Raw genomic sequence first — 13,896 nt, 5'->3', positions numbered from 1 at the left:
CAAAGCACCTGGAGCTGACTTAGCCCAAGGTCAAATATTTTTAGCTAAAAGTAAGGAAAAAGGATGGTTTGTTTGGTATCGATACCATTAAACTGCTATTCCTTATTCAACTAACGGGTGCATTAGTAAAAGGGCAGCGTCATATAGAAGTTGTCCTTTATTAATTAAAAGTACTTTTGATAAAACTCTTTTCTAAGTCTCCCGCTAAATTGAGCATAAATCCGAGTGATTTCGCTTTTCTCATGCCCAATTAGACTTTGAATGACTTCAATAGGTGCACCATTGTTTAATAAATGAGTAGCGTAACTATGTCTGAGTTGATGTGGATGTATCTCTTTATTAATTCCTGCACGATTTGAGATTTGCTTGATAATATATCTCATTTGGGCGGCGCTCATTCTATGAGGATGTCTTTCAGTCACGAAGATGGCTGGATCAGTGTCATTTCGATTGTCTATATAGCGTTTACGCCATATTTCGCTCCTTATATTAAAATAAACTTCTCTCTCCTTGTCACCTTTTCCTCTTACTATCGCAGATCGATTGTACCAATTAATGTTGTCGTTCTTTTCCAAAGAAACACAAAAAAGTTAAGTCAGGCTGTAGTTCGACATAATTTTTCTACTTCATCTGGGTTAAGTAGTTGATTGCTCCATGAATTTTTTTGCGATTATACCAACTTTCAATGTAATGGAAATTAGCCAATTCCAGACTTAGTTCCAAAATTACAATTAAAGCTAAAAAAATTTATAAAACAAAAACTTTTTTTCTTTTTAAAACGTTTTATAAATACTAACTATTAAATTTATTATGAAAGTAGTTGATATTTTATAGTGTTATAGATATTTGTTGAATATAGGTAGGTATAGAATTACAATTGTATCCTATTTATAACTTTATTGTTTACAATATGAAACATCCGTAATATAAGTAAGAGGACTCTTTATTAAATTTTAAAATTAAGGTGGAATTTCAATGAATTATTTAAGTAAAACAAAAAATCTGTTAATCGCTACTACAGTTTCTGTAGCACTGTTAAATGGAGTAAGTGATGTAAGTTTTGCAGCAACTGTTGATAATAAAACTATTAATTCTAATCAAAAGACTAAAGTAACTAAACAAGCAAATAGTTTACAGCAAGTAATGAAACTAGCAAAAGAAGGCGAAAACAAAAACGATAAAGCTGTACATGCTATTCGTTTGAATACTGTAAAAGAGACTTTAGGAAAACCTGCAAAAGAAATTGAATATAAGGGATCGCATCTTGTTACATATAAAGCTGGAAACTATGAATTAACGTTTGAATTCCTTAGTATATACAATGATGCAAATGATAAAAATCCCAAAGTAGTTAGTTACAATGTTTATAAGTATTAATTTTTAATAAAGTGGAATTCTGTGTATTATAGTAGGGGTTATCGCATTTATTATGAAGTAGTAATAAACAAGAAATGTAGAGTAAATATTAATAATTTATACTTGAGATAGTATTATGCTATTTTGAAAAAGGAGATACTAACATGCACAAGTTATTAAAAGCGATTATTTTATCATTAGTAGTATTTTTATTTGTAAGTGTTATTCCCGGGAAGATATCTGCAGCAAGTAAGTATCAGACTGCACAAGTAAATGTGGATGGCTTGAATATTAGAACTGGGGCAAGTAATTCTGCTGAAATTGTTGCTCATTTCGCAAAAGGAGACGTTGTGAAATATACAAATTACGATAAATATTGGGCAAAAACAATTTTCAATAAGAAGACGGTATATGTGTCTCGTAAGTATTTGCAGACAATAGAAGTTCCGTCGAAATTGAAAAAGTTAAAGAACGTTACTGTATATAAATATGCAATTGGTCAAGACCCAACAGTTGCGGTAGATCGTAAGGCGAAAGTATATGCATTAGCAAGTAACTCATCTAAGGTGATTGGTACAGTACCACCTGGGGAATTTGTCAATGCACTTGCTTATGATGGTTATTTCTCAATAATTATTTACAAAAATCAAATTGGTTTTGTAAGTCGATGGGATTTACAGCCAGTTGATTTATAAACGTGTGCCATTCAGGCGCACGTTTTTTCTTTTTAAAAAAGTCAAATGGTTAATACGTTTATTTAATAATTTGAAGATTGAACTAAGCAGAGTAGGCATAAAATTGCTTGCTCTTTTTTAGTTGCGTTTTACAAAGTTTTTAGGTTTCCGGGTGTGTTTGTATTATTTAACGATTTAAAATTCGAAATGAATGGTCATAAGTTAATTTTGTTTATTATATTTTGAATATTTGAGTTCCTTATTGAACTAACGGGGCAGGTTAGTTGAAGAAGGAAATAATGAATGAAATGCAGAATGATATAAGACAAGAGGTGTTTTTATGTTTAAAGACGGTGCGATTTTGAATAAAAAAGTAAAAATCATTTTATTCATATTTCTTGTGATTATATGTGCAGTTTTCTTTGCAGCTTATTTAAAGATAGAAATCACTAAAACTGAATATGAAAAGAGAGTGACTAGTTATTTATTGGATGAAAAGGGATATGAAAAGAAAGATATAAAATCTGTTGATGGAATATATGGAGTAAAATTGCCGCCATTTTATGTAATAGTAGTTTTTGAAGATGAACCTTATGTTAAATATATCTATTTTGCACATGACGGGGTTAATCAAATTGAATATATTCTCACAGAAGAGGCGATAAAGAGTAATATTAATAAATCCGACTTGAAAAATTATGACCCTTTAAATGGAATCGATAAATATATAATCGAATAATTCCATATACCATTATTCTACTAACAGGGCATTAAGTTGAATAAGGTATTAATGAAAAATAAGGTGAGGTGTCTTCATTAATTTAAGGGGTGGAAGATAAAAATAGTATTAATTTTATTCACATCAATTATTTTAACAGCTTGTAACTCTAGTAATTCAACATTAAGCATTAGCGAATGAGAAGTTGTACCAGACGATGTACAAGCTGTAATTTTCTTTCAAAGTTACTTGCATTATAGAGATTTTTGTTGAACTACAGGCGTGTTAGTTCTAATAAGAAGAAAACAACTTTATTATCGCTATACATATAAAACAAAAAATCGGATGTATCACTAGTTGTAATCTTCCGATTTTTGTATAACTATTAAGATAAATAGCTACACCAAGCACCCATAAAAGAATACCTTATGATAATTGTTACATTTACTTATTTTGCACTTTGTACATGAATATGCCTCACTGTATGAGCAGTTGTATCTGATAATTCCATTGCAAAACCCCAACTATCACAATGCAGTGAAGAACGACATCTGGACACACACCAAATTCTGTCTTTGCCTTTTGAAGTGATTTCTGCAATACCATATCCTTATTCTCTTCGGTGCAATTGGCACATAAATAATTACCCTCTGGTAGTATTGTTAACCCCTCTATTGAAGGATATTTTAAGCAAATTGTAAACAACCGCGTTTTTTCTGGTGTTGTAAATATTCCTGCCATATCTTCGAACAAAAATTGTGGTTGCAACTCTTCTTCAATTTGCTTATAAAAATGATTGTGATAATTCCATAAATTTTTTATCGTAGGGTATTCCAATTTATCAGAAAGCATGATTACCCTTTCTGATAGATGTTTGACAAAGAATTCCCCATTTTGGTTATCTACGCTGTTTAACTTATTTTCATAATTTGTATAGGCACGTTTAATTTTTGATTTTGCGTATTGCAGGCGAGCGATTTTCTCATCTGCCTTTTTTTCTGCCTGTTTTAAAAGTGCAATAATTCTGGGGAGTTCATTCTGCTGCAAAATGTCTTTTATCTCCATCAAATTTAAATCCATTGTTTTGAGCAGTTCAATTGTTTGCAGTTGTACGAGCTCCTGATCAGAATAGTACCGATATCCAGTTTGTTCATCTTTATGACATGGCTTTACTAAACCTATTCGATCATAATGCCTCAAGGTTTCATTAGTCATGCTTACTTTTTCTGCTGCTTGTTTAATTGTGTATAAAATAGCCATAAACCCCCTCTTGACCTTTTTGTAACACAAAGGTTTATAGTGAAAATATATCATGTACTGAAAAAATCGCAATTTCATGAAAAAGTAAAATAAGAGAGGTAAGCTAGATGCCGGTAAAAAATTTAATACGCTTTCGTTAAGTATGAAAACAATGGTTTCCACCATCATCTGCCTTGCGAGTAACAAATCAGTTGTTCTTTTAGACGAGCCGGTGCTGGGATTTGATGCAATTATGCGTACGGAGTTTTACGATTTGCTAGTAGAGAGTTTTTCAAGGAATCCGCGTATTATTATTATTTCCACCCATATCGTTGATGAAATTGCAAAGGTACCCTGCGTTTTTATGATACCTTACAGGAAATTGAGACAAAGGCATATAGCGTAAGTGGATTAAAACAGGAAGTAGAGAAAGTCACAAAAGATCTGCATACAATTGGAGAGATACAAGCTGGAGGTTTATTAACACGCTTTATTTTTGATTTACCAATCAGTCAAAGAGATATCTCGAAATTGAAAAATTGTCCCTTCAAGATTTCTTCATTCGTATGGTAGAGAAGAAGGGCGGGAATTTAACATGAAACCAGTTCTAACTGTTATAAAACGAAACTTTGCAAGTAATTTAATTGCACTTATTATAACGATTTTAGTCGTTCTTTTGTCTACCACATCTTCGGATGCAAGCATCTCCATAAGCCGAGGAAACTACACTTATCTTTATATGCTCATGATTCCATTTTTCATTGTGTATTTTAACTTTAGTAAGCTAATTCATTTAAACGCAACGAAAAAAGATAACTTTTGGTGTAGTATCCTTACCTATATCATCGCCGCAGCGTCAATATCAATGGTTAATACTTTTATCCATCTAGTAATAGACCCAATGAATCAAACACAAATCGTGATTAATTTGTTGGAGCTAAGCGGTTGGTGGGAGAATGGTGTATTCGTAGCATTTTTTCAGCAGTTTGCTTTTTTATTGATGCTGGCGGTGTTCTTACATGTGCTGCTTTCTATGCAATCGTATTGGTACGGTTGGATGACGGACACTGTTCTAGTGGCGATCATCTGTGTGTTTCTTCCAATCCAGCCTTTGCGACAAATTTTGGTAGGCTTTTTCAAGCTCATTATGTTTAATGGAAACGCTTTGTTGCACATCAGTGTTTGTCTTTCCATCAGTATGGTATTGGCATTTGTAGGGTTAGCTGTATTAAAAAGAAGATCGATTTAACAAAGGAGAGTTTAAAAATGATAAATGCTACAAAAAAACTTGCAATGAGTGTACTAATTATATTGTCAGTAATACTAGCGGGCTGTTCCTCTGAACCTATAACATATGAGGAAAAAAATTATGCCACTTCAGCTGCAGAAGTTGATACTATTACAATTGACGTTAAAGATAGAAAAATAGAATTTTTTCAGTCTGAAGATGAAAAAATTCATATTTCTTATAATGAAAGTGAAAAAGAATTTTATAAAATTGATTTATCTGACGGAAAAGAATTATCCATGGTGTATGCAAGTCATAAAGATTGGGACGATTATATTGGTGGGAAAGCTGCTCAAGAAAACAGGACTATTCAGGTATGGATACCTGATGCGTCTATAGAAAATCTGATTTTAAAAACATCAAACGAAGAGATTGAATTGCCCCCACTTTCATTTGCTGGTGCGGTGAATATTAAGATAAACAACGGTAATATCCAACTGGACAAGTTGAACGCAGGTACTACAGTAACCTTAGAAACAAAAAATGGCGATATTAGTGGCTCAATTGTAGGTTCTTATGATGATTTCGCTATATTAAGCGAGGCAAAAAAAGGAAAGAGTAATTTGCCTCCAAATAAAAGTAGAGGCGATAAGACATTAAACGTCAGCACTAATAATGGTAATATAAACCTCGAATTTGTTGATTAATCTTTTCCGCTTGAATGGTTAATCTCTACTATACTTTTAGTTGATGAAATAATGCCAAGGCTTAAGCCAATAAATGATGGTTCATATCCAAAACATGTACTTGACTTAAAATCCCCCCCATATGTACGCGCATGGAACGGAAAGCATCCACCTAAGATTCAAGAAAAATTGATGCTTGTTTTCTTGAACCAACTAACGAGGCAGCATTCCTGAAATAACTGAAAGGATATCTAGAGTTTGTGAAAAAATGCACTTAAGCTAACGGGGTGCCTTACTTGAACAAGACTATCGAAAAAAGATGACCCAGTTATAACCTGGGTCATCTTTTTTAGTTTAACTTTTATTTACTTTAATCGTAAATTTTAACATCTAGTATTTGAGGTTCATTCTTTGATATTGCATCTGCATCCTTTAAAGATTTTCTGATTTCTTTTTCTATTTCTTTTCCTCGATTAATATTAGTTAAAGTGTTTTTTTGGATAGATGTGTTTATGTCTACAAGTAGTTTTTTATCTTTATCTTTATCTCTTATACGTATATTTTAGTCTTTAAAGATTGTTTGTTGTGACGCTTCATAAACGATTTTCTTAAATTTTCTTATTTTTCACGTGTTTTTACTAAATAATATGCATTCACCGAAGCAGTAATGGGGATAATGAGCGCTATCCCGATACCTGCGCAAAATATAGTAATAATCTCAGTGCTAAATACTTTGGAATTAACTATATCGCCGATCGAGTAAGATAAATCTTTAAACCATATAAGCAATCCTAAATATCCACCAAAGAAAGCGAAAAATAGCGTATTCGTATCTGTACCTAAAATATCCTTTCCAATGTTTAATCCTGATGTGAATAATTTTTTTCTGCTTATGATGGGGTTGTGATGATATATTTCATGCATGGAAGAAGCGATAGAAATGGCTACATCTAATATTGCACCAATTGTACTCATAATAATTACAGAGGCTCCAATTTGGGCGAAATTCACCCCTATATAAAGTGAAAACATGCTAATTTCTTCTGTTGATTCTTCTCCAAATCCCTGTATCTTAGATTTCTCTGTTACTATGACAATAAAAAGAAGTAAAATTACTATGGTAATCATCGTAGAAATGAAAGCGGTGATTGTTTTGCTGTTCTTTTCATTTATATAGAATAAGCTAATCCAGCTTATAAGTGTACAGGCAATGAATGTGATAATAATTGGACTATTTTCTGGGTTTGTCATAAAAAAGATAGCAACAAAGAGGACCCCAATGTTTAAAAATAATGAAAGAAAAGACCTTACCCCTTTTTTACCACCAATTAGTACCATCAATATAAATAAGATGGCTGCGAGCCACACTAATACATTCATCATTTCGCCCTCTTTCTATTAATGAAAAAAATAGAAGTATAAAGACTGATGGGAATTGTTAAGACGACGCCAATACCACCTGAGAGAGCTCGAGCTAATTCTAATGAAAGGTTTATGGAAAGTGTTTGTCCTAAAGCATAAGAATTTTTCAAATATAAAATAAGCATTGGAATTGAACCGCAAATATATACAAAAAACAAAATACTCGTTATAGTCCCCATAATATCTTTTCCAATATCTAGTCCCGAGGTTTTTAGTGCTTTGACAGAAATATTATTATCTTGTTCATATAAAGCAAATATTGAAGAAGACATTGTAATAGTTACATCCATTACAGCCCCTAATGACCCAATTAATAAACCAGCCATAAAAACCAATCGGTAAGGACGAGTTAGAAATTGCATTTCTTCATACCGGAGTCCATTTTCGGATGTTAACCACATCACAAAATAACTAATGAAAAGCGAAATAAAAGTTCCTATCAGTGTCGCAACAATTGCTGCATAAGTTTTTTCATTAAAACCATTAATAAGTAACAAAGAAATAACCGTAAATAAAAAAACACATACACCACATATGAATAATAAATTTATGTTTGAGTGCTTCACATATAAATCCAATGCGAAGGATAATAGAAGAGTATTAACAATCAAACTGATTAATGAAAACAACCCCTGCCTTTTGCCTACAATTACTAATGCAAATATAAAAATCCAGGCTATCATTAATACGAATTGATCGCGTTTCACATCTATAATCGTTCCGGATAAATCTGTATTTTTAACTGGGCTTGTATTAATTGAAATAAATAATTTGTCTCCAACATGGTATTCTTGGTCAATAGCTCCAGAAGATGAATACTCATTCGTTAAATGGATGAGTTGACCTTTTTCTTCGCCATTCTTTAATATGGCTGTAATGCGCTGAGTAAACAAATGATCACTATGATCATACATATCCGTTAAGGCAGTTTTATCTTCCAATACTGTCTTAACGACTTCAGCGATTGGACGATCATAAAATGATTCATTGTTATGAACGAAAAAAACAGAAAGAATGAAACAAAGTGCTATTAAAATATAAATTGAAACTTGTTTATATCTTTTTTTGAAAATGTCATACAATAATAAAAACCTCCAATTAGGGGAATTTGACTATATGTATTGCAAGTGTCCATTGTGCGGGAGACAAGTCGAACAATAACACATTGTCAAGCTGATCATTAGTAGCAGCGTATATAGTAACGCTCTAATAGGATTGAAGTTCCTTATTCAAATCGTCTTTTGTATAACAACTGGGGGAGTTAATGCTTATTATTGGTGAGTTTTTAGTATTGTTTTATGCCACAAAAGGAGCAGCGTTCCTTAAATTAATAAACTGAGTTCTATCAGTAAACTATTTAAGTTTGTGAATGAATGTACTTAAACTAACGGGTGCGTTAGTTAAACAAGACCATCATTTCGATGGTCTATTTTTACTTCCAAAAAATCAATTTGACATCGGAAATCTATTGTGAAAAGTTACACTTAAACTAACGGGGCAGGTTAGTTCAATAAGCATTTCTATGGTTTTGTGTTATTTAAAGTTTATGTTGCTTTAAAATAATGTTTGATCATTTCCTATTTATGTTGCTCCACAATCGCACTTTTTTATGGAATAATTAAGAAGTGACTGATTTCTGTAGACTTTCTAATAAGGAAATCCCTATATTTTCATCATCATTTCTACCTAATTGATAATTGGCCAAAACTACGGATGCAACTTTCTTTTCTTTATCAATCCCTAAAAATGAACTAAAGCAACCTGTTCCACCGCCATGCAAAATAACATTATTGTTTTTCTTTAAAAGAAACCATCCAAGACCCATATCATACTTCTTTGTTCCATTTCCATGTTTTTTATGACAAAGACACAAATATGGTTGATCTTCGTAAATATTTATTTTTGCATATTTAAGTAAATCTTCAGCAGTTGAACTTATTGCACCCGCAGGTGATATAAGATTCGCTTTATTCCATTTCCAGTTGCCGCAATCATTATTTTTTCTATCGTAACCATGTAAATTATTATTTGATGTACCTAAATAAGTATTACTTAGTCCAAGCTCATTATGTAGAAAGTCATTCATAGTGTCCCAATATCCCTTGCCTGATACAATCCCCAACCCATACCCAATAAGTGATATACCGAAATTTGAATATTTCCATGAATAAGCTTTTTCTTTTAATTTATTACTTTCAATTAGCATTTTCATTTTGTTAAAATCCATATTTAGCGGATTATTCTTTTTTAAATCATCACCGCCAATAATCAAACCCAAAATTAGGTTAGAATATTCTCGTTTATTTAATGGCAGTATTGCAGAATATCCAGAAGAATGAGTAGCAAGGCGGAGCAATGTAGGATAATAATCGTCTCCCTTAACGTCTTCTATATATTTTTGGATTGAATCGTGTATTGACAACTTTTTTTCAATTACATATTTTGATAGTAAGGATGCAGTGAAAGTCTTTGTAATAGACCCAATTTCATAATGATATTTTATTGATGAATCAAGTTCACCGCTTTCATTATAAATTTTTATTACAGAATTATTGTCTGTTAAATAGCCAACAGTTAGTTTTAAATTTTTTTTTCCTTTGCTGGCTCTTTTGATTAATCGTAATGTTTCATCACTGATTTCAAACATAATTGAATTCCTTCTCTCTCAATTTAATAAATATCCAAAAAAATCTTTATATTAATCAAAATTAAATCAGTCTATAGAATTTATTTTTACACTTTATTTCCCTTATTAATTGATTGAACTCTTTTTATCTCAAACTCCTTCATTACTCTTGATTGTAGTTCAATGTTAACTTCATCCATTTGTAAGTTACCATCTTCTTCAAATCCATCGTGTCCTTCACCGTCAAAACTATAAAGTTTCTTTAAAAGGTCCCACATTGTTTCTAATTCTTCAGTTGATAGGTTTTTAAAAAGTTCTTCCAAAAAAAAGATTCCTTTTTCTGCAACAACAAGCAATACGTCTTTTCCTTTATTAGTTATTTTTACGTTAATTGCACGTTTATCTTTACTACTAGGAACTACGTTAACATATCCCTTGTTTTCCATAATGGTGATTAACTGTTTTACACTTTGTTTTGTGGTGCCTAATTTTCGAGCAATGTTATTCAAAGTCGTTTCATCTTCAGGTAAATGCGCAATTGCCACCATTGCCATATACTGTCTGGATGTTAAAAGTTCAAGGAACTTGTCACCTTTTACCTGAATTTTATTTGCTAGAGAAAATAAGGTACCGTAAGTTTGCTGCATTAAAAAAAGTTCTCTGTAAATGTCCATATTCAACCTCCAATTTAGTTAATATACTGTCTAATTTGATGGTATCGTATTTCCTTATTTTAGTCAATATACTGTCTATTTTGTTTTTTTATAAAACAGTCCTTTAATTCAATAAGAAAATAACTACCGTTCGCAACCAGTTATTTTAAGTTGAAGATTAATAATTAAATTTTTTCTTATTGTTTTGCTGACAAGTTTGGGATAAAGATAATGTTATGAGTAGCCGAAACATACAATGCAACCTACCAGATACAAGAGCTGAAGGGGAATGTTAATAAGCAGCCTTGTTCAATATGCAGCTGTCGGGGCAGCATTCCTGTAATGAATAAGATCATTTATGTAAAATCAACAAAGTTTGTCAAGGAATATACTTAAACTAATGGGTGCTTTAGTAGAAGATCTATGAGCTGTTCAGACAGCTCTTTTTTCTTATTCAACTAACAGGACAGAAGGTCAGTTTAGTTGGGAAAGGAATTCCATTTTTATGACAAAATAAAGAGTTCAAAATGGTTGTTCTTAGGCGTATACGTCGAATTGAATGTGAGGCGATTTATCATGATAAAAACTGATTATTATCAGAATCTGTTAAAAAGGACATGTATGCGTAATAATATTTCCCCTAGAAGAGTTAGATTTGAGAATATCGAAGATCTAGTAGTTATTCACGTTAAAAACCAATTGAAAGAAGGAGTTGATTTAGAAAGCTTTAAAATTTTAAATTTTATTCTTCAAACAGTCGTACATTTTGATATAAAATTCAATGAGCAATTATATTATTATCCAGGAGGAAATAGATTAGATAGAGTTGCAGTAACCATTGAAAAAGATGATTATGTGCTATTAATTAAAAAAATAGAAGAAGGAGATGTATAGATTAGTCGAACTTCAAAATGATAGAAAAAAATTTGAAGGATACATGTTCAATTTTTTATTGAACTAACAGGGCAGGTTAGTTGAAGAAGCATTGGATATATATGTAAAATTAAAATAATTTATTTAATGCAAACGATGGAGGAGGGATAAAAGTGGGGCTTAAAGCGAATGTTTCTGAAAATCGAATTTATACGAAAGGTGTAATTGCATTATTGTTATCAGCTTTATTAACTGCAACAAGCCAAGTATTTTACGCAAGCCATGTACAAAATTTGCATCCATTTATATTTACAGGTATCAGTTTCTTTTTGACTGCTTGTTATTTTTCCTTTTTTGCTAGAAATCAAAAGGTAGAATATAAATGGAAATCAACTTGGAAATCGTTGCTTAAATTAAATTTATCATCTGTACTAGCATTTATGGGGTTTTACTTCGCATTGAAATTCATTGAACCAGCAATCGTTAGTTCGCTTGAGATGGGCTTAGGACCATTATTTGTGATTTTCCTTGCATTAACACAGAGACAGTTTATCGTTAAAGCACAGTGGGGAATTGCACTGGGTACTTTATTAGCTTGCTTCTTATTAATCATTTCTATCTTTAATGGTAATTCAGCTGTTCAAATGAACCAAAATACAAATACTATTTTAGGTGTAATAGCGAGTGCCTTTTGTGGTTTAGGAGCTGTACTTTGTACGAGCTATTCAAAGCAACTAAGTTCGGTAGGGTGGACAAGCTCGATGATTTTAACACACCGTTTTTATGGTATCGTACTTTTATCATTTATTTTTACTTATGACATTTTATTTGACTATTTTTTTGATAATGTACTGTGGATTTTACTGGTAACAATTGCTGGTGTTTTAATCCCAATGTATTTATTACAGAAAGGTATTCAATATTGTGAGACGTTTTTAGTGATGATGTCGCTCTGCTTCGTACCTGTGTTTACATTTTTCTTTCAACTATTTGACCCAAGATTATCTTGGTCAACAACGACTTTAATCGGCGTTATTTTATTATTTTTATTAGGTGTTTTTAGTATCTATGTAGAAAAAAATAAGTTAACAATTATAGATTCTTTTAAAACTGAATTTTCTCGGGCAAAGAGCGATTTAAAAAGTAAGAAAGATTATTAACCCTTTATTATTGTTCCGGAATCGGTTTGTTGAAAATCAAAGGTTACTTAGTTAACTCTGTTTCTTATTGAACTAACGCAAAGGTTTAAGTAGCAGTTCTATGTAGTGAAAGAAAAATAGTAAAGAAAAAGCGATCCTCTCAACTAAGTCGAGTGGATCGGTTTTTTTATTAAGAAGTTTTTGCTTTTACAGTTTTCTTTTTGAAGTAACTCACGGTTTAATCTTTAATCTATATACGCAAAGGTAAAATCCTATCCAGAAGTATAAAAGTCTGTAAGAAATCACTTTTAAAGTGGCTTTTTTCTTCTGTACAGCAATGGATGTTACTCATAAGGGACATAATACTTTAATTTAGATTCATCAATACCTCTCTTTTTCGCCTCTTCTGTAAGAGTATACTCGAATTGCTTTACTCTGCCTTTGTTGTGAGCAAAATAAGAATATTTAACAAAAGGCTCATCTTCAAAAATTACTATTGTATAGAATGGAGGCATTTTAAAATTATATTTTGTTTTAATAGATTTAATTTCTGTCTTTTCATAGCCCTGTTCATTCAAGAGATAACTACGCACTCTCTCTTCGTAAGTAGTTCTAATATTTTGGATTTTTAAAGCAGAAACAAGGATAAGTACAAGTAGAATTATCGCTATAATTTTTTTTATTTTACGCAAATATGTCACCTCCGAATAAAGTTAGGATTACGATGGTAAGTATTTATATGTTGCTGACTATCGAATCATAGACTTATAAATGATTTTAACGCTGATAAAAAACGGCTAATTGCATAAGGGCTTTTATTTGTTGAATTCACCAAACGAATCTTTATCACGAACCTTACAGTTCATTTCATACATCAAATAATCCTCAACAGCTACTCGTATCTTTTCTTCTGAATCACTCCAATGGACTCGTTTACCTTGATAATTACTTTCTTCCTCTAACCACTTGAAAAAGGGTGTAAACATTTCAAATAAGATGTTGCAACTCTTATTGATTCTTTCTAAACAATCATAGTAATAATCTGACAAGAGAAGGAACGGTTGGTTTGCTCTAAATACCGATAAATATTTGCTTTCAATATGTTTTGGACAATACTTATACCAATACAATTACTAACACCTCACAAAAGAAAATTCGCTTTATATTAACTTTTATTCCTGTAATTGTAAATTACTACACTTTAATGAATCCTAGTAGAAATGTTACCAAAATAAAAAATGTACACTACTAAAATTGAATTTAGTAGTGTACATTTTTATAA

15 protein-coding genes and 1 pseudogene are annotated in these 13,896 nt (G+C 31.5%); 8 read left to right on the top strand and 8 right to left on the bottom strand.

Annotated features, from left to right (window positions below; all coding sequences use genetic code 11):
* Positions 1 to 164: 164 nt before the first annotated feature.
* Positions 165 to 581, bottom strand: a pseudogene (locus AMD00_RS12085) (tyrosine-type recombinase/integrase); the annotation flags it as partial.
* Positions 582 to 975: 394 nt separating this feature from the next.
* On the opposite strand from AMD00_RS12085, the gene AMD00_RS12080 reads away from it, so the two are divergent.
* The 3 genes from AMD00_RS12080 (at position 976) to AMD00_RS12070 (ending at position 2,769) form a co-directional block, all read left to right on the top strand.
* Entirely contained in the window at positions 976 to 1,377 is a 402-nt protein-coding gene (locus AMD00_RS12080; protein ID WP_053417314.1) for a DUF4309 domain-containing protein, read from the top strand.
* 143 nt (positions 1,378 to 1,520) lie between these two features.
* Positions 1,521 to 2,051, top strand: a complete 531-nt coding sequence (locus AMD00_RS12075; protein ID WP_053417313.1) for an SH3 domain-containing protein — start codon at positions 1,521 to 1,523, stop codon at positions 2,049 to 2,051.
* Positions 2,052 to 2,370: 319 nt separating this feature from the next.
* Positions 2,371 to 2,769, top strand: coding sequence for a DUF3139 domain-containing protein (locus AMD00_RS12070; protein ID WP_053417312.1), 399 nt, complete (start codon positions 2,371 to 2,373; stop codon positions 2,767 to 2,769).
* A 456-nt stretch (positions 2,770 to 3,225) separates the two neighbouring features.
* On the opposite strand, the gene AMD00_RS12065 is transcribed toward AMD00_RS12070, so the two are convergent.
* A complete protein-coding gene (locus AMD00_RS12065) occupies positions 3,226 to 4,008 on the bottom strand; it encodes a MerR family transcriptional regulator (RefSeq protein ID WP_053417311.1) in 783 nt (260 codons plus the stop codon).
* 142 nt (positions 4,009 to 4,150) lie between these two features.
* Between AMD00_RS12065 and AMD00_RS23570 the strand changes: the two genes are divergently transcribed.
* From AMD00_RS23570 to AMD00_RS12055, 3 genes are all read left to right on the top strand, one after another.
* Positions 4,151 to 4,393, top strand: coding sequence for a P-loop NTPase family protein (locus tag AMD00_RS23570; RefSeq protein ID WP_169786356.1), 243 nt, complete (start codon positions 4,151 to 4,153; stop codon positions 4,391 to 4,393).
* Between the two features lie 189 nt (positions 4,394 to 4,582).
* Entirely contained in the window at positions 4,583 to 5,236 is a 654-nt protein-coding gene (locus AMD00_RS12060) for a hypothetical protein (protein WP_053417310.1), read from the top strand.
* 17 nt (positions 5,237 to 5,253) lie between these two features.
* The gene (locus AMD00_RS12055; RefSeq protein WP_053417309.1) at positions 5,254 to 5,922 is read left to right on the top strand and encodes a DUF4097 family beta strand repeat-containing protein; all 669 of its coding nucleotides are present in this window, start codon (positions 5,254 to 5,256) and stop codon (positions 5,920 to 5,922) included.
* A gap of 597 nt (positions 5,923 to 6,519) precedes the next feature.
* Here AMD00_RS12055 and AMD00_RS12050 read toward each other — a convergent pair.
* From AMD00_RS12050 to AMD00_RS12035, 4 genes are all read right to left on the bottom strand, one after another.
* Positions 6,520 to 7,281, bottom strand: coding sequence for a YibE/F family protein (locus AMD00_RS12050; protein ID WP_053417308.1), 762 nt, complete (start codon positions 7,279 to 7,281; stop codon positions 6,520 to 6,522).
* Positions 7,281 to 8,405 (bottom strand): YibE/F family protein, encoded by a 1,125-nt coding sequence (locus tag AMD00_RS12045; RefSeq protein ID WP_053417307.1) that lies wholly within the window; start codon positions 8,403 to 8,405, stop codon positions 7,281 to 7,283. Before AMD00_RS12045 ends, AMD00_RS12050 begins: the two co-directional genes overlap by 1 nt.
* Before the next feature lie 536 nt (positions 8,406 to 8,941).
* The gene (locus tag AMD00_RS12040; protein WP_053417306.1) at positions 8,942 to 9,970 is read right to left on the bottom strand and encodes a serine hydrolase domain-containing protein; all 1,029 of its coding nucleotides are present in this window, start codon (positions 9,968 to 9,970) and stop codon (positions 8,942 to 8,944) included.
* Between the two features lie 86 nt (positions 9,971 to 10,056).
* Positions 10,057 to 10,623: a MarR family winged helix-turn-helix transcriptional regulator gene (locus AMD00_RS12035; RefSeq protein WP_053417305.1), complete on the bottom strand. Its 567-nt coding sequence runs from the start codon at positions 10,621 to 10,623 to the stop codon at positions 10,057 to 10,059.
* Positions 10,624 to 11,178: 555 nt separating this feature from the next.
* On the opposite strand from AMD00_RS12035, the gene AMD00_RS12030 reads away from it, so the two are divergent.
* Together AMD00_RS12030 and AMD00_RS12025 are read left to right on the top strand one after the other, a co-directional pair.
* Complete coding sequence (locus tag AMD00_RS12030; protein ID WP_157059243.1) at positions 11,179 to 11,496, top strand: hypothetical protein; 318 nt, start codon at positions 11,179 to 11,181, stop codon at positions 11,494 to 11,496.
* 152 nt (positions 11,497 to 11,648) lie between these two features.
* Complete coding sequence (locus tag AMD00_RS12025; protein WP_053417303.1) at positions 11,649 to 12,635, top strand: DMT family transporter; 987 nt, start codon at positions 11,649 to 11,651, stop codon at positions 12,633 to 12,635.
* Between the two features lie 323 nt (positions 12,636 to 12,958).
* Here AMD00_RS12025 and AMD00_RS12020 read toward each other — a convergent pair whose 3' ends face one another.
* Both AMD00_RS12020 and AMD00_RS12015 read right to left on the bottom strand, forming a co-directional pair.
* On the bottom strand, positions 12,959 to 13,306 hold the full coding sequence (locus tag AMD00_RS12020) for a DUF3139 domain-containing protein (protein ID WP_245639510.1): 348 nt from the start codon (positions 13,304 to 13,306) through the stop codon (positions 12,959 to 12,961).
* Between the two features lie 123 nt (positions 13,307 to 13,429).
* Complete coding sequence (locus tag AMD00_RS12015; RefSeq protein ID WP_053417302.1) at positions 13,430 to 13,744, bottom strand: hypothetical protein; 315 nt, start codon at positions 13,742 to 13,744, stop codon at positions 13,430 to 13,432.
* Positions 13,745 to 13,896: the final 152 nt, after the last annotated feature.

Origin of the sequence: Viridibacillus arvi (assembly GCF_001274945.1) — a bacterium.
In the GTDB taxonomy this organism is placed as follows: domain Bacteria; phylum Bacillota; class Bacilli; order Bacillales_A; family Planococcaceae; genus Viridibacillus; species Viridibacillus arvi.
The sequence above is the reverse complement of the archived record's forward strand: the minus strand, read 5'-3'. Positions and strand labels throughout refer to the sequence as shown.

Bases quoted from the DNA above. Each gene is read 5' to 3' on its own strand.
- AMD00_RS12080 (WP_053417314.1), top strand. From the start codon at position 976: ATGAATTATTTAAGTAAAACAAAAAATCTGTTAATCGCTACTACAGTT.
- AMD00_RS12075 (WP_053417313.1), top strand. From the start codon at position 1,521: ATGCACAAGTTATTAAAAGCGATTATTTTATCATTAGTAGTATTTTTA.
- AMD00_RS12070 (WP_053417312.1), top strand. From the start codon at position 2,371: ATGTTTAAAGACGGTGCGATTTTGAATAAAAAAGTAAAAATCATTTTA.
- AMD00_RS12065 (WP_053417311.1), bottom strand. From the start codon at position 4,008: ATGGCTATTTTATACACAATTAAACAAGCAGCAGAAAAAGTAAGCATG.
- AMD00_RS23570 (WP_169786356.1), top strand. From the start codon at position 4,151: ATGAAAACAATGGTTTCCACCATCATCTGCCTTGCGAGTAACAAATCA.
- AMD00_RS12060 (WP_053417310.1), top strand. From the start codon at position 4,583: ATGAAACCAGTTCTAACTGTTATAAAACGAAACTTTGCAAGTAATTTA.
- AMD00_RS12055 (WP_053417309.1), top strand. From the start codon at position 5,254: ATGATAAATGCTACAAAAAAACTTGCAATGAGTGTACTAATTATATTG.
- AMD00_RS12050 (WP_053417308.1), bottom strand. From the start codon at position 7,281: ATGAATGTATTAGTGTGGCTCGCAGCCATCTTATTTATATTGATGGTA.
- AMD00_RS12040 (WP_053417306.1), bottom strand. From the start codon at position 9,970: ATGTTTGAAATCAGTGATGAAACATTACGATTAATCAAAAGAGCCAGC.
- AMD00_RS12035 (WP_053417305.1), bottom strand. From the start codon at position 10,623: ATGGACATTTACAGAGAACTTTTTTTAATGCAGCAAACTTACGGTACC.
- AMD00_RS12030 (WP_157059243.1), top strand. From the start codon at position 11,179: ATGATAAAAACTGATTATTATCAGAATCTGTTAAAAAGGACATGTATG.